At 56.6% G+C, this 24,982-nt stretch carries 19 protein-coding genes; 11 read left to right on the top strand and 8 right to left on the bottom strand.

Annotated features, from left to right (window positions below):
* Positions 1 to 8 precede the first annotated feature (8 nt).
* The gene (gene rcsB / locus ACMYSP_RS20075) at positions 9 to 659 is read left to right on the top strand and encodes a response regulator transcription factor RcsB (RefSeq protein WP_434583792.1); all 651 of its coding nucleotides are present in this window, start codon (positions 9 to 11) and stop codon (positions 657 to 659) included.
* A gap of 70 nt (positions 660 to 729) precedes the next feature.
* Here rcsB and rcsC read toward each other — a convergent pair whose 3' ends face one another.
* Both rcsC and gyrA read right to left on the bottom strand, forming a co-directional pair.
* On the bottom strand, positions 730 to 3,576 hold the full coding sequence (gene rcsC, locus ACMYSP_RS20070) for a two-component system sensor histidine kinase RcsC (protein ID WP_434583791.1): 2,847 nt from the start codon (positions 3,574 to 3,576) through the stop codon (positions 730 to 732).
* A gap of 169 nt (positions 3,577 to 3,745) precedes the next feature.
* Positions 3,746 to 6,385: a DNA topoisomerase (ATP-hydrolyzing) subunit A gene (gene gyrA, locus ACMYSP_RS20065; protein ID WP_434583790.1), complete on the bottom strand. Its 2,640-nt coding sequence runs from the start codon at positions 6,383 to 6,385 to the stop codon at positions 3,746 to 3,748.
* Between the two features lie 307 nt (positions 6,386 to 6,692).
* Between gyrA and ubiG the strand changes: the two genes are divergently transcribed.
* The 4 genes from ubiG (at position 6,693) to yfaE (ending at position 11,549) form a co-directional block, all read left to right on the top strand.
* Entirely contained in the window at positions 6,693 to 7,421 is a 729-nt protein-coding gene (gene ubiG, locus ACMYSP_RS20060; RefSeq protein ID WP_434583789.1) for a bifunctional 2-polyprenyl-6-hydroxyphenol methylase/3-demethylubiquinol 3-O-methyltransferase UbiG, read from the top strand.
* Between the two features lie 357 nt (positions 7,422 to 7,778).
* The gene (gene nrdA, locus ACMYSP_RS20055; RefSeq protein ID WP_434583788.1) at positions 7,779 to 10,064 is read left to right on the top strand and encodes a class 1a ribonucleoside-diphosphate reductase subunit alpha; all 2,286 of its coding nucleotides are present in this window, start codon (positions 7,779 to 7,781) and stop codon (positions 10,062 to 10,064) included.
* 100 nt (positions 10,065 to 10,164) lie between these two features.
* The gene (gene nrdB, locus ACMYSP_RS20050) at positions 10,165 to 11,295 is read left to right on the top strand and encodes a class Ia ribonucleoside-diphosphate reductase subunit beta (protein ID WP_434583787.1); all 1,131 of its coding nucleotides are present in this window, start codon (positions 10,165 to 10,167) and stop codon (positions 11,293 to 11,295) included.
* Positions 11,295 to 11,549 (top strand): class I ribonucleotide reductase maintenance protein YfaE, encoded by a 255-nt coding sequence (gene yfaE, locus ACMYSP_RS20045; RefSeq protein WP_123755204.1) that lies wholly within the window; start codon positions 11,295 to 11,297, stop codon positions 11,547 to 11,549. Before nrdB ends, yfaE begins: the two co-directional genes overlap by 1 nt.
* Before the next feature lie 61 nt (positions 11,550 to 11,610).
* Here the strand turns inward: yfaE and glpT are convergent, their stop codons facing one another.
* Positions 11,611 to 12,957, bottom strand: a complete 1,347-nt coding sequence (gene glpT, locus ACMYSP_RS20040) for a glycerol-3-phosphate transporter (RefSeq protein WP_434583785.1) — start codon at positions 12,955 to 12,957, stop codon at positions 11,611 to 11,613.
* Between the two features lie 273 nt (positions 12,958 to 13,230).
* Between glpT and glpA the strand changes: the two genes are divergently transcribed.
* From glpA to glpC, 3 genes are read left to right on the top strand one after another with little or no spacing between them, the layout of a single operon-like run.
* A complete protein-coding gene (glpA, locus tag ACMYSP_RS20035; protein WP_434587194.1) occupies positions 13,231 to 14,853 on the top strand; it encodes an anaerobic glycerol-3-phosphate dehydrogenase subunit A in 1,623 nt (540 codons plus the stop codon).
* A complete protein-coding gene (gene glpB, locus ACMYSP_RS20030; protein WP_434583784.1) occupies positions 14,843 to 16,102 on the top strand; it encodes a glycerol-3-phosphate dehydrogenase subunit GlpB in 1,260 nt (419 codons plus the stop codon). Before glpA ends, glpB begins: the two co-directional genes overlap by 11 nt.
* Positions 16,099 to 17,286, top strand: a complete 1,188-nt coding sequence (gene glpC, locus ACMYSP_RS20025) for an anaerobic glycerol-3-phosphate dehydrogenase subunit GlpC (RefSeq protein WP_434583783.1) — start codon at positions 16,099 to 16,101, stop codon at positions 17,284 to 17,286. Before glpB ends, glpC begins: the two co-directional genes overlap by 4 nt.
* A gap of 7 nt (positions 17,287 to 17,293) precedes the next feature.
* Here the strand turns inward: glpC and ACMYSP_RS20020 are convergent, their stop codons facing one another.
* The gene (locus tag ACMYSP_RS20020; RefSeq protein WP_434583782.1) at positions 17,294 to 18,493 is read right to left on the bottom strand and encodes a nicotinamide mononucleotide deamidase-related protein YfaY; all 1,200 of its coding nucleotides are present in this window, start codon (positions 18,491 to 18,493) and stop codon (positions 17,294 to 17,296) included.
* A 97-nt stretch (positions 18,494 to 18,590) separates the two neighbouring features.
* Positions 18,591 to 19,133 (bottom strand): YfaZ family outer membrane protein, encoded by a 543-nt coding sequence (locus tag ACMYSP_RS20015; RefSeq protein ID WP_123755210.1) that lies wholly within the window; start codon positions 19,131 to 19,133, stop codon positions 18,591 to 18,593.
* Between the two features lie 230 nt (positions 19,134 to 19,363).
* On the opposite strand from ACMYSP_RS20015, the gene nudI reads away from it, so the two are divergent.
* Positions 19,364 to 19,789: a nucleoside triphosphatase NudI gene (nudI, locus tag ACMYSP_RS20010; RefSeq protein ID WP_434583781.1), complete on the top strand. Its 426-nt coding sequence runs from the start codon at positions 19,364 to 19,366 to the stop codon at positions 19,787 to 19,789.
* Here the strand turns inward: nudI and ACMYSP_RS20005 are convergent.
* From ACMYSP_RS20005 to ACMYSP_RS19995, 3 genes are all read right to left on the bottom strand, one after another.
* Positions 19,781 to 21,205, bottom strand: a complete 1,425-nt coding sequence (locus tag ACMYSP_RS20005; RefSeq protein ID WP_434583780.1) for a sensor histidine kinase — start codon at positions 21,203 to 21,205, stop codon at positions 19,781 to 19,783. The two genes, nudI and ACMYSP_RS20005, sit on opposite strands and share 9 nt — an antisense overlap.
* Complete coding sequence (tctD, locus tag ACMYSP_RS20000) at positions 21,192 to 21,866, bottom strand: transcriptional regulator TctD (protein ID WP_434583778.1); 675 nt, start codon at positions 21,864 to 21,866, stop codon at positions 21,192 to 21,194. The genes ACMYSP_RS20005 and tctD overlap by 14 nt, the downstream gene beginning before the upstream one ends.
* 187 nt (positions 21,867 to 22,053) lie before the next feature.
* Positions 22,054 to 23,085: a linear amide C-N hydrolase gene (locus ACMYSP_RS19995; protein ID WP_434583777.1), complete on the bottom strand. Its 1,032-nt coding sequence runs from the start codon at positions 23,083 to 23,085 to the stop codon at positions 22,054 to 22,056.
* A 450-nt stretch (positions 23,086 to 23,535) separates the two neighbouring features.
* Here ACMYSP_RS19995 and ACMYSP_RS19990 point away from each other — a divergent pair, with 450 nt between their 5' ends.
* Positions 23,536 to 23,658, top strand: coding sequence for a small membrane protein (locus ACMYSP_RS19990; protein WP_434583776.1), 123 nt, complete (start codon positions 23,536 to 23,538; stop codon positions 23,656 to 23,658).
* Positions 23,659 to 23,987: 329 nt separating this feature from the next.
* Positions 23,988 to 24,968, top strand: a complete 981-nt coding sequence (locus tag ACMYSP_RS19985) for a Bug family tripartite tricarboxylate transporter substrate binding protein (RefSeq protein WP_123755214.1) — start codon at positions 23,988 to 23,990, stop codon at positions 24,966 to 24,968.
* Positions 24,969 to 24,982 lie beyond the last annotated feature (14 nt).

Below are 24,982 nucleotides of genomic sequence, written 5' to 3'. Positions count from 1 at the left end.
GCCTATACATGAACACGATGAACGTAATTATTGCCGATGACCACCCGATCGTACTGTTCGGTATTCGTAAATCCCTTGAGCAAATCGAGTGGGTAAACGTTGTTGGCGAATTTGAAGATTCGACTGCACTGATTAATAATCTGCCCAAATTAGACGCCCACGTTCTGATTACCGATCTGTCGATGCCCGGTGACAAATATGGCGACGGGATCACCTTGATCAAATATATCAAGCGTCACTTCCCTGAGCTGTCGATCATCGTGCTGACGATGAACAACAACCCGGCGATCCTCAGCGCAGTGCTGGATCTGGATATCGAAGGGATCGTGCTGAAACAAGGCGCGCCGACCGATCTGCCGAAAGCGCTGGCCGCCCTGCAGAAAGGCAAAAAATTCACCCCAGAAAGCGTTGCGCGTCTGCTGGAAAAAATCAGCGCCAGCGGTTACGGTGATAAGCGCCTGTCGCCGAAAGAGAGTGAAGTGCTGCGCCTGTTCGCCGAAGGTTTCCTCGTGACCGAGATCGCCAAAAAGCTTAACCGCAGCATCAAAACCATCAGCAGCCAGAAAAAATCGGCCATGATGAAGCTGGGCGTCGAGAACGACATTGCCCTGCTGAACTACCTCTCTTCCGTGACGCTGAGCGCCACCGACAAAGAGTAATGTTCAGCTACCCGGATGATGGCGCCACGCGCCTTCTCCGGGTAAGAATCCTGCCCGCTTTCACGCCCGCTTATCCCCTTTCTTTTCGCACCCGAGCGGCATACAACGCCAACGTCTTCTTGATGATATCCAGGGTGACAGGCTTCGACAGGCAGTTATCCATCCCCGACTCCAGACAGCGCTGCTTCTCTTCGGCCAGGGCGTTTGCCGTTACCCCGATCACCGGTAGCTTCATCCCCAGCTCACGAATACGCTGCGTCAGCCGGTAGCCGTCCATATTCGGCATGTTGACGTCGCTCAGCACAATATCGATATGCTGTTTAGCCAGCACGGCCAGCGCATCGACGCCATCGTTCGCCGTCACGCACTGATACCCCAGTGAACCCAGCTGGTCTGCCAGCAGTCGGCGGTTAATCGGATGATCATCCACCACCAGAATCATCATGTCGTCATTGCTGGCGGTGTGCGTTTCCGGCGCCGCCAGCGCGGGACCATGTTCCTGCGTGATCACGGCGACGTGGAAAATATGTCCCAGCAGCGGAATCAGCTCGTGTGGCGTCGTGACGCTGTGCAACCACTCGCCCGGGGCTCGCTCTTGCGGAATGCCAATATGGCGGCGGCAGAAAATCACTGTTGCCCCACCCTGCCAGCGTGGATCGGGCATATCGTCGGTCAGCAGAATATCATCGGCTCCCGGAGCCTGTCCGCCATAGTCGCAGACCTCAATGCCGTGGTACTTAAGCAGCGAGGCCACAAACATCGCCAGTGAAGTATTGCGGATGGCCAGCCAGCAGCATTTTCCTGCCAGCCCTTCTACGGTCAGCAACTTGCGGTTTTGCACACCGTATAATGGAATACGGATGGTAAAACGGCTGCCCATGCCCGGCTCGGTCTCGACGGCAATATCACCGTCCATCATGTTGATAAGCTTTTCGCAGATCGCCAGCCCCAGCCCGGTTCCCTGGAAGTTACGCTGTACGCCGGTCCCCACCTGGAAGAACGGATCGAACAGACGCACCACCTCTTTCGCCGGGATCCCTTCCCCGGTGTCCCGGACGCTGATCTGCAGATAGTCGCCGGCACGCTGGACATGCAGAATAATACAGCCGGTATCGGTAAACTTAATGGCATTGCTTAACAGGTTGGAAATCACCTGCTGCAGGCGCATCGGGTCACCGGACATCAACTGCGGCACATCAGGCTCAATAAAGCAGTACAGCCCCAACTGCTTACGCACTACCAGCGGCAAATAGTTGGCGGAGATATGGTTCATCACCTCACGCGGCGAGAACTCTTCCGGTTCAATTTTCAGCTGCTCGGACTCAATTTTCGAGAAATCGAGAATGTCGCTGATGATCTTCAGCAGCAGGCTGGAAGAGTTATTCATCGCCGTGACCAGGCGATCGACCCCCTTGGGCAGCTCTTTGGTTTGTAGTAAATCAAGGTTGCCGATAATGCCGTACAGCGGGGTACGCAGCTCATGGCTGACGGTCGCGAGGAACATCGATTTTGACTGACTGGCCTGCTCTGCGGCCTGCGCCATCTCCTGCAGCGACTCTTCCATTTTCACGCGGGCGCTGACGTCAACCAGCACGCAGATCGCCACGTTTTCGTTGCGGTAGCGTGAATGGACAAAGCTTATTTGCAGGTTCGTGTTATTGCTGGTCAGCACGTCAACGAAGTTAACCTGCTGCCCACATATTATCTGCGTTAACCGCTGCCGATCCTCATGGGTCAGCATATTGAGATAATTATGCGCCAGCTCGTTACTCAGAATGTTGGTGCCGTCGAGGGTGCGCAGAATGCAGATCCCCACCGGCGCTGAAGCAACAATCTTACGGTTAAACTGCTCGTGCTCTTCCAGCCGCTGGGCGTCGTTTTCCGCCGGGATAAAAATCCGCCGCTCATACATCCGTGCCAGTGCGAACAGAATTACCCCGGTGAGGATATTAAGGATTACCGCATTGATAATCAGCATCCGAATGCGTTCGAGGACCTGATCGACCGACACCGAATAGACGATGCTTAATGATGACGGCGGCAGGCTTTTCTTCAGCGCCAGCTCGCGGAAACCGGCGGTATAGCCAAACCAGATACGCTCCTGCATCCATCGGGCTTCGCTCTTAATTTTGTTATCCGGCCCGGCAAGGGAGATCATTGGCTGGCCGTTATCGTCGAGGATCGTCACGCTCATCGGCAGACTACCCGGCGTAAAGAAGCTCTCCATACGGATGGTTTGCTCGATCCCCAGCAGCGCCTGCAGGCGATTCGCCATGTAGACCGGCGTCAAGGCATAAAAATAGCCCGTCCCCGGGCGCATGCCCTGGCTTATCCAGAACAGATTGCTACCACGCTCATTTTGCGGGGCATCACGATACTGTTCGATGCGCTGGTGCAGGATTTTTAACGCCTGGTCTCGCTCCACCGGCATTTCACGCAGGCCAAAGTTGGCCATACACAAATTATCGCTGCCAATCAAAAAGATGCGGTTCAGGTCATAGGCAGCGGAAAAATTATCGCGCCAGTAGCGCATAAACCACGCCAGCGATTGCAGGGAGTTGCGCCAGGTCGTGCTCATTGTCCCGCAGTCGGAGTCAGGATACAGCGGCTCGAAATCCGGGATGGCGATGTTGCCGTTCTCAGACGGCGAAATGCCACCCTCACCACCGCCTGCCGGTCGGTTTCCGGCGACGTATTTCAACTCTTTAATCACATCGGCCGTACGCTGGATATAGCGCTGCGCCTGGTCAGCATTGAGATTAAATTCCTGACGGATCTCTGACTCTCTGTCATGCAGGGCATTGACGATATAGAACACCGAAACGAAAGCGATAAGCATCCACAGCAGCACCGCCAGCGCTCTGAACAAATAGCGCGAAACCTTCAGGGTGGTATGAAAAGAGGCAAGATATTTCAATGTGGCGATACTCGGCCGTCAGGGACTCAACAGAATGGGGTTAAGGTAGCGGTAAACAGGGTTTGTCGCAACGTTATACTCTCTGGAATTCGCGTTCGACAACCCACCACAACCGGAAAACAAAAAGGGCCGGGAGATATCCCGACCCTTCTGGCATCACGACCGAAGATTATTCTTCGTCTTCGGCGATGTCATCATCAGTATCAGCATCGCTTTCTGGCGCGATTTCATCGTCGCCTTCCGCTACGCTGCCATCGATGGCATCCAGCTCTTCGTCATCTACCGGCTCGGCAACACGCTGCAGACCCACCACGTTTTCATCTTCCGCAGTACGGATCAGAATAACGCCCTGGGTATTACGACCGACGATGCTCACTTCCGATACGCGAGTACGCACCAGAGTGCCCGCATCGGTGATCATCATGATCTGATCGCAATCATCTACCTGCACAGCCCCGACGACGGAACCGTTACGCTCGGTCACTTTGATCGAGATAACGCCCTGAGTCGCACGCGACTTCGTCGGATACTCTTCCGCTGCCGTACGCTTACCGTAACCATTTTGCGTCACGGTCAGGATAGCGCCTTCGCCACGAGGAATAATCAACGAGACGACTTTGTCTTCGCCCGCCAGCTTGATGCCGCGAACGCCGGTCGCGGTACGGCCCATGGCACGTACTGCGCTCTCTTTAAAGCGCACCACTTTACCGGCGGCCGAGAACAGCATGGCTTCGTCGCTACCGTTGGTCAGGTCAACGCCAATCAGCTCATCGCCATCATTGAGGTTAACGGCGATGATACCGGCTGAACGCGGACGGCTGAACTCGGTGAGCGCGGTTTTCTTCACGGTACCGCTGGCGGTCGCCATAAAGACGTTTACGCCCTCTTCATATTCGCGTACCGGCAGGATCGCGGTAATACGCTCGTCGGCTTCCAACGGCAACAGGTTGACGATTGGACGGCCACGCGCGCCACGGCTCGCTTCCGGCAGCTGATAGACCTTCATCCAGTAGAGACGACCGCGGCTGGAGAAGCAGAGGATCGTATCGTGGGTGTTGGCCACCAGCAGGCGGTCGATAAAGTCTTCTTCTTTAATACGGGCGGCCGATTTACCTTTGCCACCGCGGCGCTGCGCTTCATAGTCAGTCAGCGGTTGATACTTCACATAGCCCTGGTGAGACAGGGTGACCACCACATCTTCCTGGTTGATCAGATCTTCAATGTTGATATCCGCGGTGTTGGCGGTGATCTCGGTGCGACGCGGGTCGCCGAACTGTTCGCGCATCGCTTCCAGTTCTTCACGGATCACTTCCATCAGACGGTCGGCGCTGCCAAGAATGTGCAGCAGCTCAGCAATCTGTTCCAGCAGCTCTTTGTATTCGTCGAGCAGTTTTTCATGCTCAAGGCCGGTCAGTTTCTGCAAACGCAGATCCAGAATCGCCTGTGCCTGCTGTTCGGTCAGGTAGTATTGACCGTCACGCACGCCAAACTCTGGCTCCAGCCACTCAGGACGCGCGGCATCATCACCAGCACGCTCGAGCATGGCGGAGACGTTGCCCAGATCCCAGGAGCGGGCAACCAGACCAGCTTTTGCTTCGGCCGGGGTCGGCGCGCGGCGAATCAGTTCGATGATCGGATCGATGTTGGCCAGCGCAACCGCCAGCGCCTCGAGGATATGCGCACGATCGCGAGCTTTACGCAGTTCAAAAATAGTACGGCGAGTCACCACTTCGCGGCGGTGACGCACGAACGCCGAAAGAATATCTTTCAGGTTCATGATCTTCGGCTGGCCATGGTGCAGAGCAACCATGTTGATGCCGAAAGAGGTCTGCAGCTGAGTCAGAGAGTACAGGTTGTTCAGAACCACCTCACCCACCGCATCACGCTTGATCTCAATCACGATGCGCATGCCGTCTTTATCGGACTCATCACGCAGGGCGCTGATCCCTTCCAGACGCTTCTCTTTTACCAGCTCGGCCATTTTCTCGATCAGGCGCGCTTTGTTCACCTGATACGGAATTTCATGCACGATGATGGTTTCACGGCCGGTTTTCGCATCGGTTTCCACCTCTGCGCGGGCGCGAATATAAATTTTGCCACGACCTGTGCGGTAAGCTTCCTCGATACCACGACGACCATTGATAATGGCGGCGGTCGGGAAGTCTGGACCCGGAATGTGTTCCATCAGCCCTTCGACGGAGATATCCTCATCGTCGATATAGGCCAGGCAGCCGTTGATCACTTCCGTCAGGTTGTGTGGCGGAATGTTGGTCGCCATCCCGACTGCGATACCGGATGAACCGTTTACCAGCAGGTTAGGGATTTTGGTCGGCATGACGTCAGGGATGCGCTCCGTGCCATCATAGTTGTCTACGAAATCAACCGTCTCTTTTTCGAGGTCGGCCATCAGCTCGTGGGCGATTTTCGACATACGGATTTCCGTATAACGCATCGCTGCGGCGGAGTCGCCATCGACAGAACCGAAGTTACCCTGGCCATCGACCAGCATATAACGCAGGGAGAATGGCTGTGCCATACGTACGATGGTGTCATAAACGGCGGTATCACCATGCGGGTGGTATTTACCGATGACGTCACCCACGACACGGGCAGATTTTTTATAGGCTTTGTTCCAGTCATTGCCCAATACGTTCATGGCGTAAAGTACGCGACGGTGTACCGGTTTCAGGCCATCTCGGACATCCGGCAGCGCACGGCCAACAATGACCGACATCGCATAATCCAGATAGGAGCTCTTCAGCTCTTCCTCAATGTTGACCGGTGTAATTTCTCTCGCAAGGTCGCTCATCTAACCGCTATCCCTCTACTGTGTCCCGGATTCAAAGGTCGCAAATTATAACACAGCCGCGGTGATACGGGTAAACCTATACCCAATGATTTTCGCGTGGGCTCAAGATTGGATTTACCCAAAATAATTCGAGTTGCTTGTAGGCGGCAAAGCCGTGAATCCCCAGGAGCTTACTCAGGTAAGTGACTGGGGTGAACGGCTGCAGCTAACAACCAAGCAACTTGAAGGATGAAGGGGATAGACGGTTTATTCATGCCAGCCACCTGATATACTCGCCAGTCTGAACAGATAAGGAGTAATTGCGCCCATGAATGCCGAAAAACAGCCGGTGGCCCACAACGTTGATCATCAAGAAATCGCTAAATTTGAAGCCGTCGCCTCGCGCTGGTGGGATTTAGAGGGTGAGTTCAAGCCATTACACCGCATCAACCCGCTGCGTCTGGGCTATATTGCACAGCGTTCTGGCGGCCTGTTTGGCAAAAAAGTGCTCGATGTCGGCTGCGGCGGCGGGATTCTGGCAGAAAGCATGGCGCGTGAAGGAGCGACGGTGACCGGCCTCGATATGGGCTTTGAACCGCTGCAGGTTGCGAAGTTGCACGCGCTGGAAAGCGGCGTTCAGGTTGAATATGTCCAGGAAACCGTAGAAGAACATGCGGCAAAGCATCCTCAGCAGTACGATGTGGTGACCTGCATGGAGATGCTGGAGCACGTACCCGATCCACAATCGGTGGTCCATGCCTGCGCACGGTTGGTCAAACCCGGCGGTCAGGTCTTCTTCTCGACCATCAACCGCAACGGTAAAGCCTGGCTGATGGCGGTAGTTGGCGCCGAATACGTGATGAAAATGGTGCCCAAAGGCACGCATGACGTGAAAAAATTCATTAAGCCAGCGGAGCTGATCGGCTGGGTTGATCAGACTATTCTCAAAGAGCAGCATATTACCGGCCTGCATTACAATCCGCTGACCAATACCTTCAAGCTCGCGCCGGGGGTTGATGTTAACTATATGTTGCATACAACCGCAAAAAGCGCATAACGTCAGCAGTATTTCGTATAGTAAAGATCCGATGATTGCGCGGTATCAAGCCGCGTAATTTTCACATCCGTTGAAGAAATCAGCACTCGATCAAATTTTCATTTTTATTTTCCAGTTTATTGACATCTCCGCCAGGCCTTATGGGGCGTGGATTTCGCGATTATTATGCTTCCGCACCCTCAAATTAACGTCAAAATCAACCCTTGTACTCAAAAGAATCCTTACTAAAATACTCACCATATAGCGTTTCTTTTATCGACTACCCCCTACATATAGTATTTATCCACAGAGTTAATCACAACGCTGTGCTGTGGATAAACGGGGGGATATTTTTTCTCACGGACAGGTAAAATCCACATGAATCAGAGTCTGCTGGTGACAAAGCGTGACGGTAGCACCGAGCGCATCAATCTCGACAAAATCCATCGCGTACTGGATTGGGCGGCAGAAGGGCTGAATAACGTTTCCATTTCTCAAGTAGAACTGCGTTCCCACATCCAGTTCTATGACGGCATCAAAACCGCCGACATCCACGAAACGATCATCAAGGCTGCCGCGGACCTGATCTCTCGCGATGCGCCGGATTACCAGTATCTCGCCGCTCGCCTGGCCATCTTCCATCTGCGTAAAAAAGCCTACGGTCAGTTTGAGCCGCCGGCGCTGTATGACCACGTCTCTAAGATGGTGAAGAACGGCAAATACGACACGCATCTGCTGGAAGACTACACGGAAGAAGAGTTCAAGCAGATGGACGCGTTCATCGTCCACGATCGCGACATGAGCTTCTCCTATGCCGCGGTAAAACAGCTGGAAGGCAAATACCTGGTCCAGAACCGTGTCACCGGTGAAATTTACGAGAGCGCCCAGTTCCTCTATATCCTGGTAGCCGCCTGTCTGTTCTCCAACTACCCACGCGAAACGCGTCTGGATTACATCAAACGTTTCTACGACGCGGTATCCACCTTTAAAATCTCGCTGCCGACGCCGATCATGTCCGGCGTGCGTACCCCGACCCGTCAGTTCAGCTCCTGCGTGCTGATCGAGTGCGGCGACAGCCTGGACTCCATCAACGCCACCTCCAGCGCAATTGTGAAATACGTTTCCCAGCGTGCCGGTATCGGCATCAACGCCGGTCGCATCCGTGCGCTGGGCAGCCCGATTCGCGGCGGTGAAGCGTTCCACACCGGCTGTATTCCGTTCTACAAGCATTTCCAGACTGCAGTGAAATCCTGCTCCCAGGGCGGCGTTCGCGGCGGCGCGGCGACGCTGTTCTATCCGATGTGGCATCTGGAAGTCGAAAGCCTGCTGGTGCTGAAAAACAACCGTGGTACCGACGCCAACCGCGTGCGTCACATGGACTACGGCGTGCAGATCAACAAGCTGATGTACACCCGTCTGCTGAAAGGCGGCGACATCACCCTGTTCAGCCCGTCTGATGTCCCGGGCCTGTACGATGCCTTCTTCGCCGATCAGGACGAATTCGAGCGTCTGTATACCCAATACGAACAAGACGACAGCATTCGTAAACAGCGCATCAAAGCGGTTGAACTGTTCTCTCTGATGATGCAGGAACGTGCCTCTACCGGCCGTATCTACATCCAGAACGTTGACCACTGCAACACCCACAGCCCGTTTGACCCGGTTGTTGCGCCGGTGCGCCAGTCCAACCTGTGTCTGGAAATCGCCCTGCCGACCAAACCGCTGGATGACGTCAACGACGAAAACGGCGAAATCGCCCTGTGTACGCTGTCCGCATTCAACCTTGGCGTGATCGATAGCCTGGATGAGCTGGAAGAGCTGGCGGTGCTGGCGGTTCGCGCGCTGGACGCCCTGCTGGATTATCAGGACTACCCGATCCCGGCGGCCAAACGCGGCGCGATGGGTCGTCGTACTCTGGGTATTGGCGTGATTAACTTCGCCTACTACCTGGCGAAGCACGGCAAACGCTACTCTGACGGCAGCGCTAACAACCTGACGCACAAAACCTTCGAAGCGATTCAGTACTACCTGCTGAAAGCATCGAACGAGCTGGCGATCGAGCAAGGTGCTTGCCCGTGGTTTAACGAAACCACCTACGCGCAGGGGATCCTGCCGATCGATACCTATAAAAAGGATCTCGATGCTATCGTCAACGAGTCGCTGCATTACGACTGGGAAGCATTGCGTGAATCGATTAAAACCCACGGCCTGCGTAACTCCACGCTCTCCGCACTGATGCCGTCTGAGACCTCCTCGCAGATCTCTAACGCCACCAACGGCATTGAGCCGCCGCGCGGTCATGTCAGCATCAAAGCGTCGAAAGACGGCATTCTGCGCCAGGTGGTTCCTGACTACGATTCCCTGCAGGCAAATTACGAGCTGCTGTGGGAAATGCCGAGCAACGATGGCTACCTACAACTGGTTGGCATCATGCAGAAGTTTATCGACCAGTCGATTTCGGCGAACACCAACTATGACCCGACGCGTTTCCCGTCTGGCAAAGTGCCGATGCAGCAGCTGCTGAAAGATTTGCTCAACGCCTATAAATTCGGCGTGAAAACGCTGTACTATCACAACACTCGTGATGGTGCAGAAGATGCCCAGGACGATCTGGCGCCATCCATTCAGGACGACGGCTGCGAAAGCGGCGCATGTAAGATTTAAAACACTCGCCGGGTAGCGCCACGCTCACCCGGCCAGACGTTTTGTAAGCCCGGCACACCCTCGCTGCCGGGCGATACAATTTCAACAGGACCTACATTTAATGGCATATACCACTTTTTCTCAGACCAAAAACGATCAGCTGCTTGAGCCGATGTTTTTTGGTCAGTCGGTGAACGTCGCCCGCTACGATCAGCAAAAATATGACATCTTCGAAAAGCTGATCGAAAAGCAACTCTCCTTCTTCTGGCGTCCGGAAGAGGTCGACGTTTCCCGCGACCGCATCGATTACCAGGCGCTGCCGGATCACGAAAAACATATTTTCATCAGTAACCTGAAATATCAGACCCTGCTGGACTCCATCCAGGGCCGTAGCCCCAACGTCGCGCTGCTGCCGCTGATTTCCATTCCGGAGCTGGAAACCTGGGTTGAAACCTGGGCATTCTCAGAGACGATCCACTCGCGCTCCTACACCCATATCATCCGCAATATCGTCAACGACCCGGCGACGGTGTTTGACGATATCGTCACCAACGAGCAGATTCAGAAACGTGCGGAAGGCATTTCCCACTATTACGATACCCTCATCGAGCTGACCAGCTACTGGCATCTGCTGGGTGAAGGCACGCACACCGTCAACGGCCAGACCATCACCGTTAACCTGCGTGAACTGAAAAAGAAACTGTACCTGTGCCTGATGAGCGTCAACGCCCTGGAAGCCATCCGTTTCTACGTCAGCTTTGCCTGCTCCTTCGCCTTCGCCGAACGTAAGCTGATGGAAGGCAATGCCAAAATCATCCGCCTGATCGCCCGTGACGAAGCCCTGCACCTGACCGGCACCCAGCATATGCTGAACCTGCTGCGTTCTGGGGTCGATGACCCGGAGATGGCGGAGATCGCCGAAGAGTGCAAGCAAGAGTGCTATGACCTGTTTGTGCTGGCCGCGCAGCAGGAAAAAGAGTGGGCGGATTACCTGTTCCGCGACGGCTCCATGATTGGCCTGAACAAAGATATTCTCTGCCAGTACGTGGAATACATCACCAACATCCGCATGCAGGCGGTCGGTCTCGATCTGCCGTTCCAGACCCGCTCCAACCCGATCCCGTGGATCAACACCTGGCTGGTCTCCGACAACGTGCAGGTGGCGCCGCAGGAAGTGGAAGTCAGCTCCTATCTGGTCGGCCAGATCGACGCCGAAGTTGACGCCGACGACCTGAGCAACTTCCAGCTCTGATGAAACGCATTTTTTTGAAGATTTCTGACACTCGCCTTGAGTGTCAGGATGAACACCCTTCCCTGCTGGCCGCGCTGGAGTCGCATAACATCGACGTGGAGTATCAGTGCCGTGCCGGCTATTGCGGCTCCTGCCGTACGCGACTGGTATCCGGCCAGGTTGACTGGCTGACCGAACCGCTGGCGTTTATCCAGCCGGGCGAGATTTTGCCCTGCTGCTGCCGGGCGCAAGGTGACATCGAAATCGAGATGTAACCAGCGGAAGGAATTGAAGGAATAAAGGGAACGCCATGCGTTCCCTTTTCTTGGTTATTTATTAACCCTGTTTCAGCTGTTGGTGATGGCGTTTTTCGCCGATCATCACCACGATCAGCAGCAGCACCGCCAGCACGCTACCGCCTATCATCACCATAAAACCACCGTCCCAACCGAAGAAATCCACGGTATAGCCAACGATAGCGCTGGCCGCCACTGAACCACCGAGGTAGCCAAACAGCCCGGTAAAACCAGCAGCGGTGCCCGCGGCTTTCTTCGGTGCCAGCTCCAGCGCATGCAGGCCAATCAGCATGACCGGACCATAGATCAGGAAGCCGATCACAATCATGCAGGCCATATCGACCCCCGGATTACCCGGCGGGTTCAGCCAGTAAACCACGGTGGCTATCGTCACCAGCGTCATAAAGAACACCCCGGTCGCCCCACGATTTCCTTTAAACACTTTGTCCGACATCCAGCCGCAAATCAGCGTCCCGGGGATCCCGGCATACTCATACAGGAAGTAGGCCCAGGACGATTTATCCAGCGCGAAGTGCTTCACCTCTTTCAGGTAGGTCGGTGACCAGTCAAGGATGCCGTAGCGCAGCAGATAGACGAACACGTTAGCCACGGCGATATACCACAGCAGCTTGTTCGGCAGAATATACTGGCGAAAGATCTGTCCGGCAGTCAACTCCTGCTCATGCTGCTCGCTGTAGTCGTCTGGGTAGTCGTTTTTGTACTCTTCAATCGGCGGCAGGCCGCAGGATTGCGGGGTATCGCGCATCATCGCAAAGGCAAACACCGCCAGCAGTATCGCACCAAACGCCGGCATATACAGCGCCGCGTGCCAGTCGTTAAACCAGGCCATGCCCAGCAGGAACAGCAGCGGCGGGATCCCACCGCCAACGTTATGCGCACAGTTCCACACCGACACAATGCCGCCGCGCTCTTTCTGCGACCACCAGTGCACCATGGTACGCCCGCACGGCGGCCAGCCCATCCCCTGGAACCAGCCGCACAGGAACAGCAGCACAAACATCACCATAATGCTGGAGGTGGCCCACGGGACGAACCCCATCACCAGCATCACCAACGCCGCCAGAATCAAACCCGCCGGCAGAAAAATGCGCGGATTCGAGCGATCGGATACCGACCCCATGATGAATTTCGAAAATCCATAGGCAATCGAAATCCCCGAAAGCGCGAAACCGAGGTCACCACGCGAAAAGCCTTGTTCGACCAGATAGGGCATCGCCAACGCAAAGTTCTTACGAACCAGATAGTAAGCCGCATAGCCAAAGAAGATACCGATAAAAATCTGCCAGCGCAGACGACGATACATCGGATCAATCTCCGCCGCCGGTAAGCGCGCTTTATGTGGCGCGGGTTTAAAAATAGTTAACATAGCAGCCTCCGTGGCCATGGTTTCTCTGCTGATGAGTTCGATGAGAAAAATCTAATCTAATCACTCACTTCTGATGTGCCGGGATGGTAGGCAAACCCCGCCCCGGATACTGTGAAACATCGCACGCTTTGTTACAAAAATATGACATAACATTCCATTTTGAGCATAAAATCACATAATACGAGCAAATAATGCTCGAATGTGCTCGAAATCAAACAAACCATAGGATTTGTATGGCTAAATGGCGTTAAACGAAAGTAGAGGGATCGAATGATGGCCGAAATCCGTGAGTGTGATGTCATCGTCATTGGCGGTGGCGCAACGGGCGCAGGGATAGCGAGAGACTGTGCACTTCGCGGTCTGCAGGTGACGCTGATTGAACGTCACGATATCGCCACCGGTGCGACCGGGCGTAACCATGGGCTACTGCACAGCGGCGCCCGTTACGCGGTGACCGATAGTGAATCGGCGCGGGAGTGCATCAGCGAAAACCGGATCCTGCGCCGTATCGCCCGCCACTGTATTGAGCCCACCAACGGGCTGTTTATTACCCTCCCCGAGGACGACCTCGCGTGGCAGAAAACTTTCATCAACGCCTGCCAGCAGGCCGGCATTGATACCCGTCAGCTGTCGCCGGAAGACGCACGACGCATGGAACCCACCGTCAATCCGGCCCTGCTCGGCGCCGTGCAGGTACCCGACGGCACTATCGACCCCTTTCGCCTGTGCGCCGCCAACATGCTGGATGCCCGAGAACACGGGGCCACCATTCTGACCGGCTGCGAAATTACCGGGCTTGTCCGCCATGGCCCGCGCGTTTGCGGCGTGACCTACTATGACACCCAGCAGCGTGAAAACCGCACGCTGCGCGCCCGCGTCGTCGTCAATGCCGCCGGGATCTGGGGGCAGCGGATCGCTGAATATGCCGATCTGCGGGTGGCGATGTTTCCGGCCAAGGGATCGCTACTGATCCTCGACCACCGTATTAACCGCCAGGTTATCAACCGCTGCCGCCAGCCCGCCGATGCCGATATTCTGGTGCCCGGGGATACCATTTCGCTGATTGGCACCACCTCGGTGCATATCGACGACCATGAGATTGATGACAACCGGGTCACCGCGGCCGAAGTCGACATTCTGCTGCGCGAAGGCGAAAAACTGGCCCCTGTCCTCGGTCGTACCCGGGTGCTGCGCGCCTACTCCGGCGTTCGTCCCCTGGTAGCGAGTGATAATGACCCTACGGGGCGCAGCGTCAGCCGCGGCATTGTGCTGCTCGATCACGCTGCCCGCGACGGCATGGAGGGGTTTATCACCATCACCGGCGGCAAGCTGATGACCTATCGCCTGATGGCGGAGTGGGCGACGGATGCGGTATGCCGTAAGCTCGACCACCAGGTTGCCTGTACCACCGCCGAGGCCCCGCTCCCCGGCTCCGCGGAAGCGCCGGAGGTAACGGTGAAGAAAATCATCTCGCTCCCCGCGCCGCTGCGCGGCTCCGCCTTCTATCGCCATGGCGACCGCACGCCGGCCTGGCTGGGCGATACCCGCCAGCACCGCAGCCTGATCTGCGAATGCGAAATGGTCACCGCCGGCGAAGTGCAGTACGCCGTCGAAAATTTAGCGGTCAATAGCCTGCTCGATTTACGCCGCCGCACGCGTATCGGCATGGGCACCTGCCAGGGAGAGCTGTGCGCCTGCCGGGCCGCCGGGCTGCTGCAACGGTTCAATATCACCACCCCGGCACAGTCGTTGACCCAGCTCTCTGAATTTTTAAACGAACGTTGGAAAGGCGTGCAGCCGGTTGCCTGGGGCGATGCGCTACGGGAAAGCGAATTCACCCGCTGGGTCTACCTCGGGCTGTGCGGGCTGCAACAGGAGCATCAGGATGAAATTTGATTGCGTGATTATCGGCGGCGGGCTGGCCGGGCTGCTCTGCGGACTGGCCCTCAATCAGTACGGTCAGCGATGCCTGATCGTCAGCCGCGGCCAGAGTGCACTGCACTTTTCTTCCGCATCGCTGGATTTGCTCAGCGCCCTTCCCGATGGCGAGCCCGTGAGCGATGTGGCCCACGGCATTGCCCGTCTGGCCGAACAGCTTCCCGGGCATCCTTACGCTCGCCTCGGCGCAGAGCAGGTGATGGCCTGTGCCGCCCGGACCGAAGCGCTGCTGGCCGCCAGCGGTATTGCGATGCAGGGCGAGGCACGCCAGCCGCATTTGCGCGTGACGCCGCTGGGCACCCTGCGCCCGGCGTGGCTCTCTCCGCTAGAGGTACCGGTAGCACCGCTGCCCGCAGGCCTCGTGGGAGTGGTAGGAATAGAAGGATTCGCCGATTTCCAGCCGCACCTGGCCGCCGCGTCGCTTAACCAGCAGGGAGTGAACGCCACCGCCGCAGAGGTAGCCTTAACGATGCTGGATGTTCTGCGCGATAGCCCCAGTGAATTTCGCGCCGTCAACATCGCGAGGGTGCTCGATGACGAGCGCCACTGGCCGGCGTTGCTGGCCGCATTACGCCCGCTGGCACAGAGCCACGAGTTGCTGATCCTGCCCGCTTGCTTTGGCCTGAAGGATGCCGGGCTGTATCGCTGGCTACAGGAACAACTTCCCTGCCCGCTACGCCTGCTGCCCACCCTGCCGCCCTCGGTGCCGGGTATGCGTCTGCACAACCAGCTGCAGCGCCATTTTATTGCCACCGGCGGCACCTGGCTGGCGGGAGACGAGGTTACACGCATCAGCCATCAGGCCGGGCAGGTCACCGCCGTCTGGACGCGTCAGCACGGCGATGTGTCGCTGCGCCCGCGCTACGCGGTGCTGGCCAGCGGTAGTTTCTTCAGCAATGGCTTAATCGCCGACAAAACGCAGGTCCGGGAGCCAATTCTCGGCCTCGATCTGCAGCAGATCGCCGGACGTAAGAACTGGTATCAGCGTGATTTCTTCGCCTCTCAACCCTGGCAACGCTTCGGCCTGATCACCGACGCGATGCTGCGTCCGCAACTCGACGGCCAGCCGCTGCACAATCTGTTTGCTATTGGCTCACTGCTCGGCGGCTTCGACCCGATTCAACTCGGGTGCGGCGGCGGGGTGTGTGCGGTGACCGCGCTGCACGTCGCCCGACAGATTCACGAGCTCGCTGGAGGCACAGCATGAACGATACCCGCTTTGAGAGCTGCATCAAATGTACGGTTTGTACCACCAGCTGTCCGGTCAGCCGGGTCAATCCCCGCTATCCTGGCCCGAAGCAGGCGGGGCCGGATGGCGAGCGCCTGCGGCTGAAAGACGGGGCGCTGTATGACGAGGCCTTAAAATATTGTATTAACTGCAAACGCTGCGAAGTCGCCTGTCCCTCGGATGTCAGAATTGGCGATATTATCCAGCGGGCTCGCGCCCGGTACAGCCAGCAAAAACCGTCGCTGCGCGATACGATCCTCAGCCATACTGACCTGATGGGCACCCTTTCCACGCCGTTTGCCCCACTGGTCAACGCCACCACCGGGCTCAAACCGGTTCGCCGATTGCTGGATGCTGCGCTAAAAATAGACCACCGCCGCTCGCTGCCAAAATATGGCTTTGGCACGTTTCGACGCGCCTACCGCCAGCAGGCGCAGAAACAGGCCCAGTTCAGTGAACAGGTCGCGTTCTTTCACGGCTGCTACGTCAACTATAACCACCCGCAGCTCGGGCTCGACCTGCTTCGCGTCCTGAACGCCATGGGCACCGGGGTGCAGTTGCTGAACCGCGAGAAGTGCTGCGGAGTGCCGCTCATCGCCAACGGTTTTATAGATAAAGCCCGTCGACAAGCACTCAGCAACGTTGCCGCCATCCGCGAAAAATCCCTGCCGGTCATCGCCACCTCGTCAACCTGTACGTTCACCCTGCGCGACGAGTACCCGCATGTGCTGGACGTTGATAACCACGACGTTCGCGATCGGGTTGAGCTGGCCACCCGCTGGATCTGGCGCCAGCTCGATGCCGGACGCTCCCTGCCGCTGCGCTCGCTGCCGCTGAAGGTGGTCTACCACACGCCGTGCCATATGGAAAAAATGGGCTGGTCACTGTATACCCTGGAACTGTTGCGCCAGATCCCCGGGCTACAGCTGGAGGTCCTGGAGTCGCAGTGCTGCGGGATCGCTGGCACCTACGGATTTAAGTCGGAAAACTACGACGCGTCGCAGGCCATCGGTGCCCCGCTGTTCCAGCAGATTGAGCACAGCGGCGCTGACCTGGTGGTCACCGATTGTGAAACCTGCAAATGGCAAATCGAGATGTCCACCAGCAAACGCTGTGAACATCCGATTACGCTACTGGCGCAGGCGCTGGACGCGCCTGCGTGAGGGGAGATCACTCGATGAACAGGGTTTCCACGACGTTGATCCAGCCATGCTCAGCGGCGACTGGCAGACCGTTCAGCCAGCGGCGCAGCATATTCAGGGCCATCATCGCGCACACTTCCTGACGAACCGGCACGCTGTAGCGGGTGGCGCTGAATTTAACCCGTAACGCATGGGTGCCGTCCGGCGTCGAGAGGACAATATTCAAGTGATCGGCCTCCTGACCACCGATCGCCAGCGCAAGGCCCGCGAAATGGTTAACCCGGCGCTCTGCCGTCCAGCGGGCAGACTGTGCCAGCGATTCGTCCTGCGACGGCACCACTTCGCTGGCCAGCAGCGGCGCATTGGCCCGTGAAAGCTGCAGCGCCAGCAAACCACCGGTAAACTGCTCACTCAGGGTCAGGCTGAGCTGACGCTCCTGCAAACAGCGCGCAATTTGTGCCGGAAGCCCTTCCGTCCCCTCGAAGATCATGCTCTCCCCGGCGACCTTTTTCACTTCCGGCCACAGCGCCAGCATCGCTTCGCGCTGCGCTGCCGGGCCGGTCAGCTTCAGTTCGATGATCGGCATCGACGAGCGGTAGCCCATCACGACGCCGTCGGGCAACGTCAGCGGATTGAGGCTTTGCGCCAGCTCGCTTTCCGAACGCCCGAAGGTGGTCAGACGCAGGCACAACGGGGGTTCAGTGAGAGCAAACCGGCTGCGCAGTCGCGGTAAGATTTCCTGTTCGACCATCACTTTGAATTCCGACGGCACGCCGGGGGTGAAAAACATCAGACAGCGGTTGAGCTGTACGGCAAAACCACAGGCCGTGCCAACCGGGTTGTTGATCATCTCGGCGCTGGCAGGGATCTCCGCCTGCTTGCGGTTGCTGTCGACCATTGGGCGCCCGCGTTCGGCAAAGAAGCGCGTCATTGTCTCCAGCCATCCGGCGTGCAGAATCAGCCCTTCCCCTTTTGCGGTAGCCGCCGCCAGCGCGCTCAGGTCATCGCTGGTCGGCCCGAGGCCGCCATTAACGATAAGCACATCCGCCTGTTCACTTCGTTCGCGCAGCACCGCAACCAGTGCATCGAGATCGTCCCCGACGGTGTTGCGACGCGTTAATGGTAATCCCTGATTGAAAAAAAAGTCAGCCAGCCACGCGGCGTTGGTGTCGACAATTTGTCCGTGCAACACTTCATCGCCGGTAGAGAGCATTTCCACATTTATCATTTTTGTACTCCTTGCCTACCAGAAGGAACACTATAGCGTAAGGTGCGGGCGGAGTAGACAGGAATACGGCGCGGAAGAAACCGCGCCGGGGGGAAAATCAGAAGCTGGCGCTGACGCCGACATACGGGCCATCGGCAATCGTATTGTCTTTGTTGCCGTCTTTGCCTTCGAGGGTCAGGTAGCGATAACCGGCCGTGATGCTCAGTGGACGCATGACGGTCCAGCTCCCGCCAACGTTAGCTTCCTGATAGCTCTGGATGCCGCTGGAGAGAGAGTCCGGGGAGTAGTAGTAATCGCCGAACAGACGGAAGCTGTCGCCAATTTTCCACTGCAGTCCACCGCCAACCGCCGCCGCATAGCCTTCATCGCCGCTCTTCGGATTGGTATAAACCCCTTTACCGCCAACCGTTGCCAGGAATGGCCCCAGCGGGATGTTCAGACCGAGGCCCAGTCCGGCTGCATCGCCATCGTTATCGCTATGCATCCAGTTGCCGGTCACTGCCAGACCTGCGGATTCGGTACCGAAACCGACGCCGAGGTTGGTGAAATGCTCACCAGCTTCTCCGGTCACGCTGATCGCATGTGCCGCAGTTGAAACGAACATCACGCCAGCCAGACCTAATAAAACGCGCTTTTTCATTTTTTACTCTATCCAGTAAACAAGAATCAAAAAAGTCCCAAAAACCGCAGAATTGTACTGCCGATCGCAAAGGAATCAATCCACTAAAACAACCTTTACCATCGTGATTGTAACCAGTTGCTTCCGCCAGGATAGCCAACAGGGTCGCAATGAAGCTTGCGATTTAAGCAAGCTGCTCGCAAACTGCTCCTTCAGGTTATTTTTCTGGTCATTTACTCAAGGAGATCGCCATGCGCCAAAGAACCATCGTTTGCCCGTTGATCCAACATGAAGGGCACTATCTGTTGTGCAAAATGGCGGACGATCGCGGCGTATTTCCCGGTCAATGGGCGCTGTCCGGCGGCGGCGTGGAGCCCGGTGAACGTATTGAAGAGGCGCTGCGCCGGGAGGTCCGCGAAGAGCTGGGAGAAGCCCTTCAGCTCGTGAGTATTACCCCATGGACCTTCAGCGACGATATCCGGGTAAAAACCTTTGCCGACGGTCATCAGGAAGAGATTTATATGATCTATCTGATCTTCGACTGCATCAGCGCTAATCGCGACGTCACCATTAACGAGGAGTTCCAGGAGTATGCCTGGGTGAAGCCGCAGGATTTGCCCCTGTATGACCTCAACGTCGCCACCCGCAAAACCTTATCCCTGAAAGGACTACTCTGATCGCTTTGGCACCGCGCTCAGAAAGCGCAGGCTGACCTTCAACCCGCCCAGCGTTTCGCTGCGCTGCAGCTGCGGATGACTGCGGTGCAGGCGCGCGATATCATTGACCAGCGCCAGCCCGATGCCGGCGCCGGGGTTATCGCCGACGTTCTCCAGACGATGAAAAGGCAGCAGCGCCTGTTCAACCTGACTGTCGTCAATTCCCGGACCGCTATCTTCGATGGTCATCACCACGCTGTTCCCCGCCTCGCGCAGGCACAGGGTCACCGTGCCGTTGGCGGGGGTATAGCGAATGGCGTTATCGAGCAGGTTCGCACACAACTCGCCGAGCAGGACGCTATCGCCCTCAATCAGCACCGCCGCCTGTTCCCCCTCGTAACCGAGATCGATGTGTTTGCTTCTCGCCTGCGGGATCCGCGAAAAACAGCTGTTTTGCGCAATCTCATGCAGATCGACGACCGCAAAAGCCCGCTCCCCCTGCTCTTTGCGTTTTACGCTCGCCAGCTGTAACAGCCGCTCCGTCAACAGGATCGTGCCATCCAGCGTGGTGCGCATGGCCTGCAAACTTTCGCGCCACAGCTGCGGATCATCGCTGGCTAAGGCGACGGACGCCTGGGTTTTTAAGACCGCCAGCGGAGTCTTGAGCTGGTGGGAAGCGTCGGCGCTGAACCGCTCCTGGCGTGAAATCATCACCCTCAGGCGGTCAATATAACGGTTGAAGGCCACGATCAGCAGCCGGGTTTCTGACCACGGCAGCAGCTCCGGCAGCGGCGTCAGCAGGCCGGGTTCACGGCGTACCATCAGCGCCGATAGCTGACGCATCGGGCGCAGCACCCGCCGCAGCAGCCAGCCGGTCAACACCAGGGTCAACAGCACCAGCAGCCCCTGCGATACCCACGAGGAGAACAGCAACTGACCGGCCAGCCATCGCCGTGACTGCAGCGTCTCTGCGATGTAGATTTCCGCCATACCGACGATCCCGCCTTCGTTCACCGGCTGTAGCAGACGCGCCACCCGTATCGCCTGACCGCGATACTCGGTGTGATAAAACCAGGCTAAGGCCGGATAGAGCTGAGTGCGCGACGTGGAGGGCGGCATGGCGGGCAAATCGTCAAACCCGGAAATCACCCTCCCCTGCGGGTCGACCACCTTGTAGTACAGACGATCGTTCATGTTGAGCTCGAAGCTGTCCAGCACCACCCACGGCACGTTGACCTCCAGCTTGCCATGGCGAACCACCAGCCGTTCAGCCACGGTGCGGGCGGAAGAGAGTAAGGTCCGGTCATAGGCCTGCGTCGCCGCCTGCAGCGCGCTGACGTAGCTGTTAAAGGCGGATAACCCCCATAAGAGCACCAGCGGCAGGCCGAGAAACAGCAACAGCTGGGCAAACAGCGACTGCGGTTTACGCCACTTCATTCCCGCACTCCAGCACATACCCCAGGCCACGCAGGGTGGTGATCCGCACGTTGCTGTCCTGCAGTTTTTTACGCAAACGGTGAATATAGAGTTCAATACTTTCAGGGCTGACTTCGTCGTTGAGGCTGAAGACCTGTTCAAACAGTTGCTGACGTGAGACAGGCCGCAGGCGGCGAAACATCAGCACCGTCAGCAACGCCAGCTCACGGGGCGTCAGCGACAGCATCTCGCCGCGCAGCAAAAAATAACCCTCGTCGCGATACTCCAGCTCGCCAAGCTGCTGAACTTCATGCACCTGCCCTTCGCTGCGCCGCAGCAGCGCCCGCAGCCGCGCGTCCAGCTCCTCCAGTTCAAAGGGTTTCGGCAGATAATCATCGGCGCCGACGTTCAGCCCTTTCACCCGATCCGCCACGGCGCTGCGGGCGGTCAGCAGCAGCACCGGCAACGTCTGCCCGCGTTTGCGCAGTCGCTGAACCACCTCCAGGCCATCCAGCCCCGGCATGCCAATATCCAGCACCGCCAGCGCGTACTTTTCACTTTGCAGCAGATGGTCTGCCGCCCGGCCGTCGAAAACGCAGTCTACGGCAAACCCGCCCTGCACTAGCGCTTTTTCCAGCCAGTGGGCCAGCTCGCGGTTATCCTCAGCTAATAAGAGGCGCATTTTTAACATATCTCCATGATTGTATTGAAATAAAACCTATTTCAATCCCATTAATTTCCTGCTGCGACCCGGAGACTTCTCCTCAATACAGCGTTTCCGGGACGGCCAGAAAATTGAGCATGTCAAAATGCAACAGACTTGCAACATTTGCCCGACGTAATTGCAAGCGGCCTAACACAAAACCGCGCTACTGCCCCACCCCTTGGTGCGCCGCAGCCAGCATCTGTTTTTCCCTCTCGAGCGTCAGGAAGGTCAGCGCCGTACCGGCGGTGAATTTTTGGCTGACCTCGCCGGCAATACCCTGCTCGACCGCCAGCTCATCGACAAGGTTGAGCTTCATTTGAGGAGCGCCTTCGGCAAAATTTAGTTTATCAAGGTCAACCCAGACAATGTTCGGTCGGGTAGTGGACTCGAAAACAAAGCGTCTCCTGGTCAGATCAATCACCGTCTGCCACAAGGTCTGAGAGGCATCGGGTTTGCCGGGATCCGGGATGCGAAACGGCTGGGCCGCATTACGGATGACGCTGAACATCGCCGCGATAGCCTGTACCTGGGTCTGCGGCTGGCTCAGCCGGCCCACATAGTAACTGGCGCGAGCAAAGCGGTCGCTCGCCAGCGTAGAGCCGGGAAGCGGCTTATCGCCACCCAGCCCGTCAATCGTTTTGACCAGTTCAAGCTGGCGGTCGTAGGTCGGCGAGTTGGTCATCACGCGGTACTCCGGGCTGTGATAGACGGTAGCCTTCCCGCCGCTGTACTCAATAATGCATGAATCCCCGGTGGCGTCGTCGAGTGCGAGGTGGATAGCTGGCGGGTGCCCGCCGGTGGGATCCGCCAGCTGTACCACCTGAACATCGGAGGTGTCGATCCAGGCGACGGCATCGGCCACCGTGGTGAAGTTGTCGAGGAAGTACTGCAGCCACACCGCCTGGCTCAGCTGCGTGCGTGTTGGATCGGCGGTACCGTAATCAGATTCCGCCAGCCATAACACATGTCCGGCCAGCCCACGCTCATTCACTCCATCGACCGAGATCATGTCAAAAGCGGTTGCCACCAGGCTGCCATATGTCGAGGTCCACTTCAGCGTACCCTGAACGCCGTCGTCACGAGAGATCCCGCGCGGTTGCGTCCATAAATTGGTCAGCAGATCTTTATGAAAATCCATATTACGCCCAACAATCACTGCACCATTGGCGTCTGGCCAGATAACCCGTGTGCACATTGTCTTCTCCTCTGTTCATTTGGTATGTCGAACGTTGCGTCTTGCTACCTGTCTCGCCTACGCCACCAGCGCGGTTCAATAGAACGTAATCCACGGGAAAACACCGCGCCAGATTATTGTGGTGCAGGTCGCTAAAATACACACGAATATTGTCTTCCTGACGCGTAAGACGATAGATGAATAACATCATCCACGCTACTTATGACTGCGAATTACAATATAAATCAGCATGCACCCATAGCTACCATATTAATAATAGAATCTTCACTGAATATTTAAAAACAGAAATAACCATGATAAAAAAGTCATATCATACCTATCAGCTGAATGTATTAAATTAACCTTGGCGTATTATTAATGACGGGGAAATCATGATTTAGATCACGATAACCCCCACAATCGCTCATATAATGAACTCGGAAAATTCCACACTATCAATGGACTAATAGCATGGGAAATATTTTATTATTAACAGTAGCCGCTGCGCTCCTTGCCACCTCGGTTTTTTGTTTATATTCGTATTTGAAAGATGTCAGAAAGCAAAAGCATGCTTTTATGAAGAAGCGCCGCTGAGTGCTAATATGATTGCATGATCCCGTAAAATAATTTTATACCGACATTCATCGCTTCACGCTCAATTTTTCTCAAGTAATACCACTAAATAATGGGGTCAATACTGGCCCTGTTATTTTTTCACGCCGCGTGTCACCCCGGGCACATCAATGACCACGTCATCCCCCTTCCGGTGATTCAATTTGGAGAGGTCTATCACATCCTGCAAAGTTGCGCCGCTATTGAAAGGGAAATGAAAGGTTTTTGATTTAACAATTGCGCAACCAAGTCACTCGATATTGGTTCACATAACCACTATAAACAGACCCTGTACCCGATTGAGGAAGCTTATGAACAGACCACTCCTTCGCCATCTTAGCGCGCTTGCGTTATGCCTCTGTACCGCTTCAGCCTGGGCGGTTGAAGCACCGTCTCGTACCGAATGTATTGCACCCGCTAAACCGGGCGGCGGCTTTGACCTGACCTGCAAGTTGATACAAGTCAGCCTGATGGAAACCGGCACCATCAAAAAACCGATGCGCGTCACCTACATGCCCGGCGGCGTCGGCGCGGTGGCTTATAACGCTATTGTCGCGCAGCGTCCTGGCGAACCGGGCACCGTGGTGGCCTTCTCCGGCGGTTCATTACTCAACCTTTCGCAAGGCAAATTTGGCCGCTATGGCGTCGATGATGTGCGCTGGCTGGCCAGCGTCGGCACCGACTACGGCATGATTGCCGTACGCGCTGACTCACCGTGGAAAGATTTACCGTCGTTTCTCGCCGCCATGGAGAAAGACCCTGCCAGTATCGTCATCGGCGCCGGTGCTTCTATCGGCAGCCAGGACTGGATGAAAGCCGCGCTAATGGCGCAAAAGGCCAATGTCGATCCCCACAAAATGCGCTATGTCGCGTTTGAAGGCGGCGGTGAGCCGGTGACCGCTCTGCTGGGCAATCACGTGCAGGCGGTGTCGGGCGATCTGAGCGAAATGGTGCCGTACCTGCAGGGCAATAAAATTCGCGTCCTGGCAGTCTTCTCCAGCGAGCGCTTACCCGGCGCACTCGCCAACGTCCCGACCGCCAAAGAACAAGGCTACGACCTGGTGTGGCCGATTATCCGCGGCTTTTACGTCGGGCCGAAAGTCAGCGATGCCGACTACCAATGGTGGGTCGATGAGTTCGCGAAGCTCCAGCAGACCGAAGAATTCAAAAAGCAGCGTGAACTGCGCGGCCTGTTTGAATTCAACATGAACGGCAAAGAGCTTGATAGTTACGTGAAGAAGCAGGTCAACGACTATCGCGAACAGGCCAAAGCCTTCGGCCTGGCGAAATAATCTACGGGGGTTGC

This window comes from Klebsiella sp. R390, assembly GCF_051131745.1.
GTDB lineage: Bacteria > Pseudomonadota > Gammaproteobacteria > Enterobacterales > Enterobacteriaceae > Klebsiella.
This window is presented reverse-complemented; position numbering and strand designations above follow the sequence as displayed.

Bases quoted from the DNA above. Each gene is read 5' to 3' on its own strand.
- gyrA (WP_434583790.1), bottom strand. From the start codon at position 6,385: ATGAGCGACCTTGCGAGAGAAATTACACCGGTCAACATTGAGGAAGAG.
- ubiG (WP_434583789.1), top strand. From the start codon at position 6,693: ATGAATGCCGAAAAACAGCCGGTGGCCCACAACGTTGATCATCAAGAA.
- ACMYSP_RS20020 (WP_434583782.1), bottom strand. From the start codon at position 18,493: ATGATAAATGTGGAAATGCTCTCTACCGGCGATGAAGTGTTGCACGGA.
- ACMYSP_RS19995 (WP_434583777.1), bottom strand. From the start codon at position 23,085: ATGTGCACACGGGTTATCTGGCCAGACGCCAATGGTGCAGTGATTGTT.
- nrdA (WP_434583788.1), top strand. From the start codon at position 7,779: ATGAATCAGAGTCTGCTGGTGACAAAGCGTGACGGTAGCACCGAGCGC.
- glpA (WP_434587194.1), top strand. From the start codon at position 13,231: ATGGCCGAAATCCGTGAGTGTGATGTCATCGTCATTGGCGGTGGCGCA.
- glpB (WP_434583784.1), top strand. From the start codon at position 14,843: ATGAAATTTGATTGCGTGATTATCGGCGGCGGGCTGGCCGGGCTGCTC.
- rcsB (WP_434583792.1), top strand. From the start codon at position 9: ATGAACACGATGAACGTAATTATTGCCGATGACCACCCGATCGTACTG.
- ACMYSP_RS19990 (WP_434583776.1), top strand. From the start codon at position 23,536: ATGGGAAATATTTTATTATTAACAGTAGCCGCTGCGCTCCTTGCCACC.
- nrdB (WP_434583787.1), top strand. From the start codon at position 10,165: ATGGCATATACCACTTTTTCTCAGACCAAAAACGATCAGCTGCTTGAG.
- tctD (WP_434583778.1), bottom strand. From the start codon at position 21,866: ATGCGCCTCTTATTAGCTGAGGATAACCGCGAGCTGGCCCACTGGCTG.
- ACMYSP_RS19985 (WP_123755214.1), top strand. From the start codon at position 23,988: ATGAACAGACCACTCCTTCGCCATCTTAGCGCGCTTGCGTTATGCCTC.
- nudI (WP_434583781.1), top strand. From the start codon at position 19,364: ATGCGCCAAAGAACCATCGTTTGCCCGTTGATCCAACATGAAGGGCAC.
- ACMYSP_RS20015 (WP_123755210.1), bottom strand. From the start codon at position 19,133: ATGAAAAAGCGCGTTTTATTAGGTCTGGCTGGCGTGATGTTCGTTTCA.
- glpT (WP_434583785.1), bottom strand. From the start codon at position 12,957: ATGTTAACTATTTTTAAACCCGCGCCACATAAAGCGCGCTTACCGGCG.
- ACMYSP_RS20005 (WP_434583780.1), bottom strand. From the start codon at position 21,205: ATGAAGTGGCGTAAACCGCAGTCGCTGTTTGCCCAGCTGTTGCTGTTT.
- yfaE (WP_123755204.1), top strand. From the start codon at position 11,295: ATGAAACGCATTTTTTTGAAGATTTCTGACACTCGCCTTGAGTGTCAG.
- glpC (WP_434583783.1), top strand. From the start codon at position 16,099: ATGAACGATACCCGCTTTGAGAGCTGCATCAAATGTACGGTTTGTACC.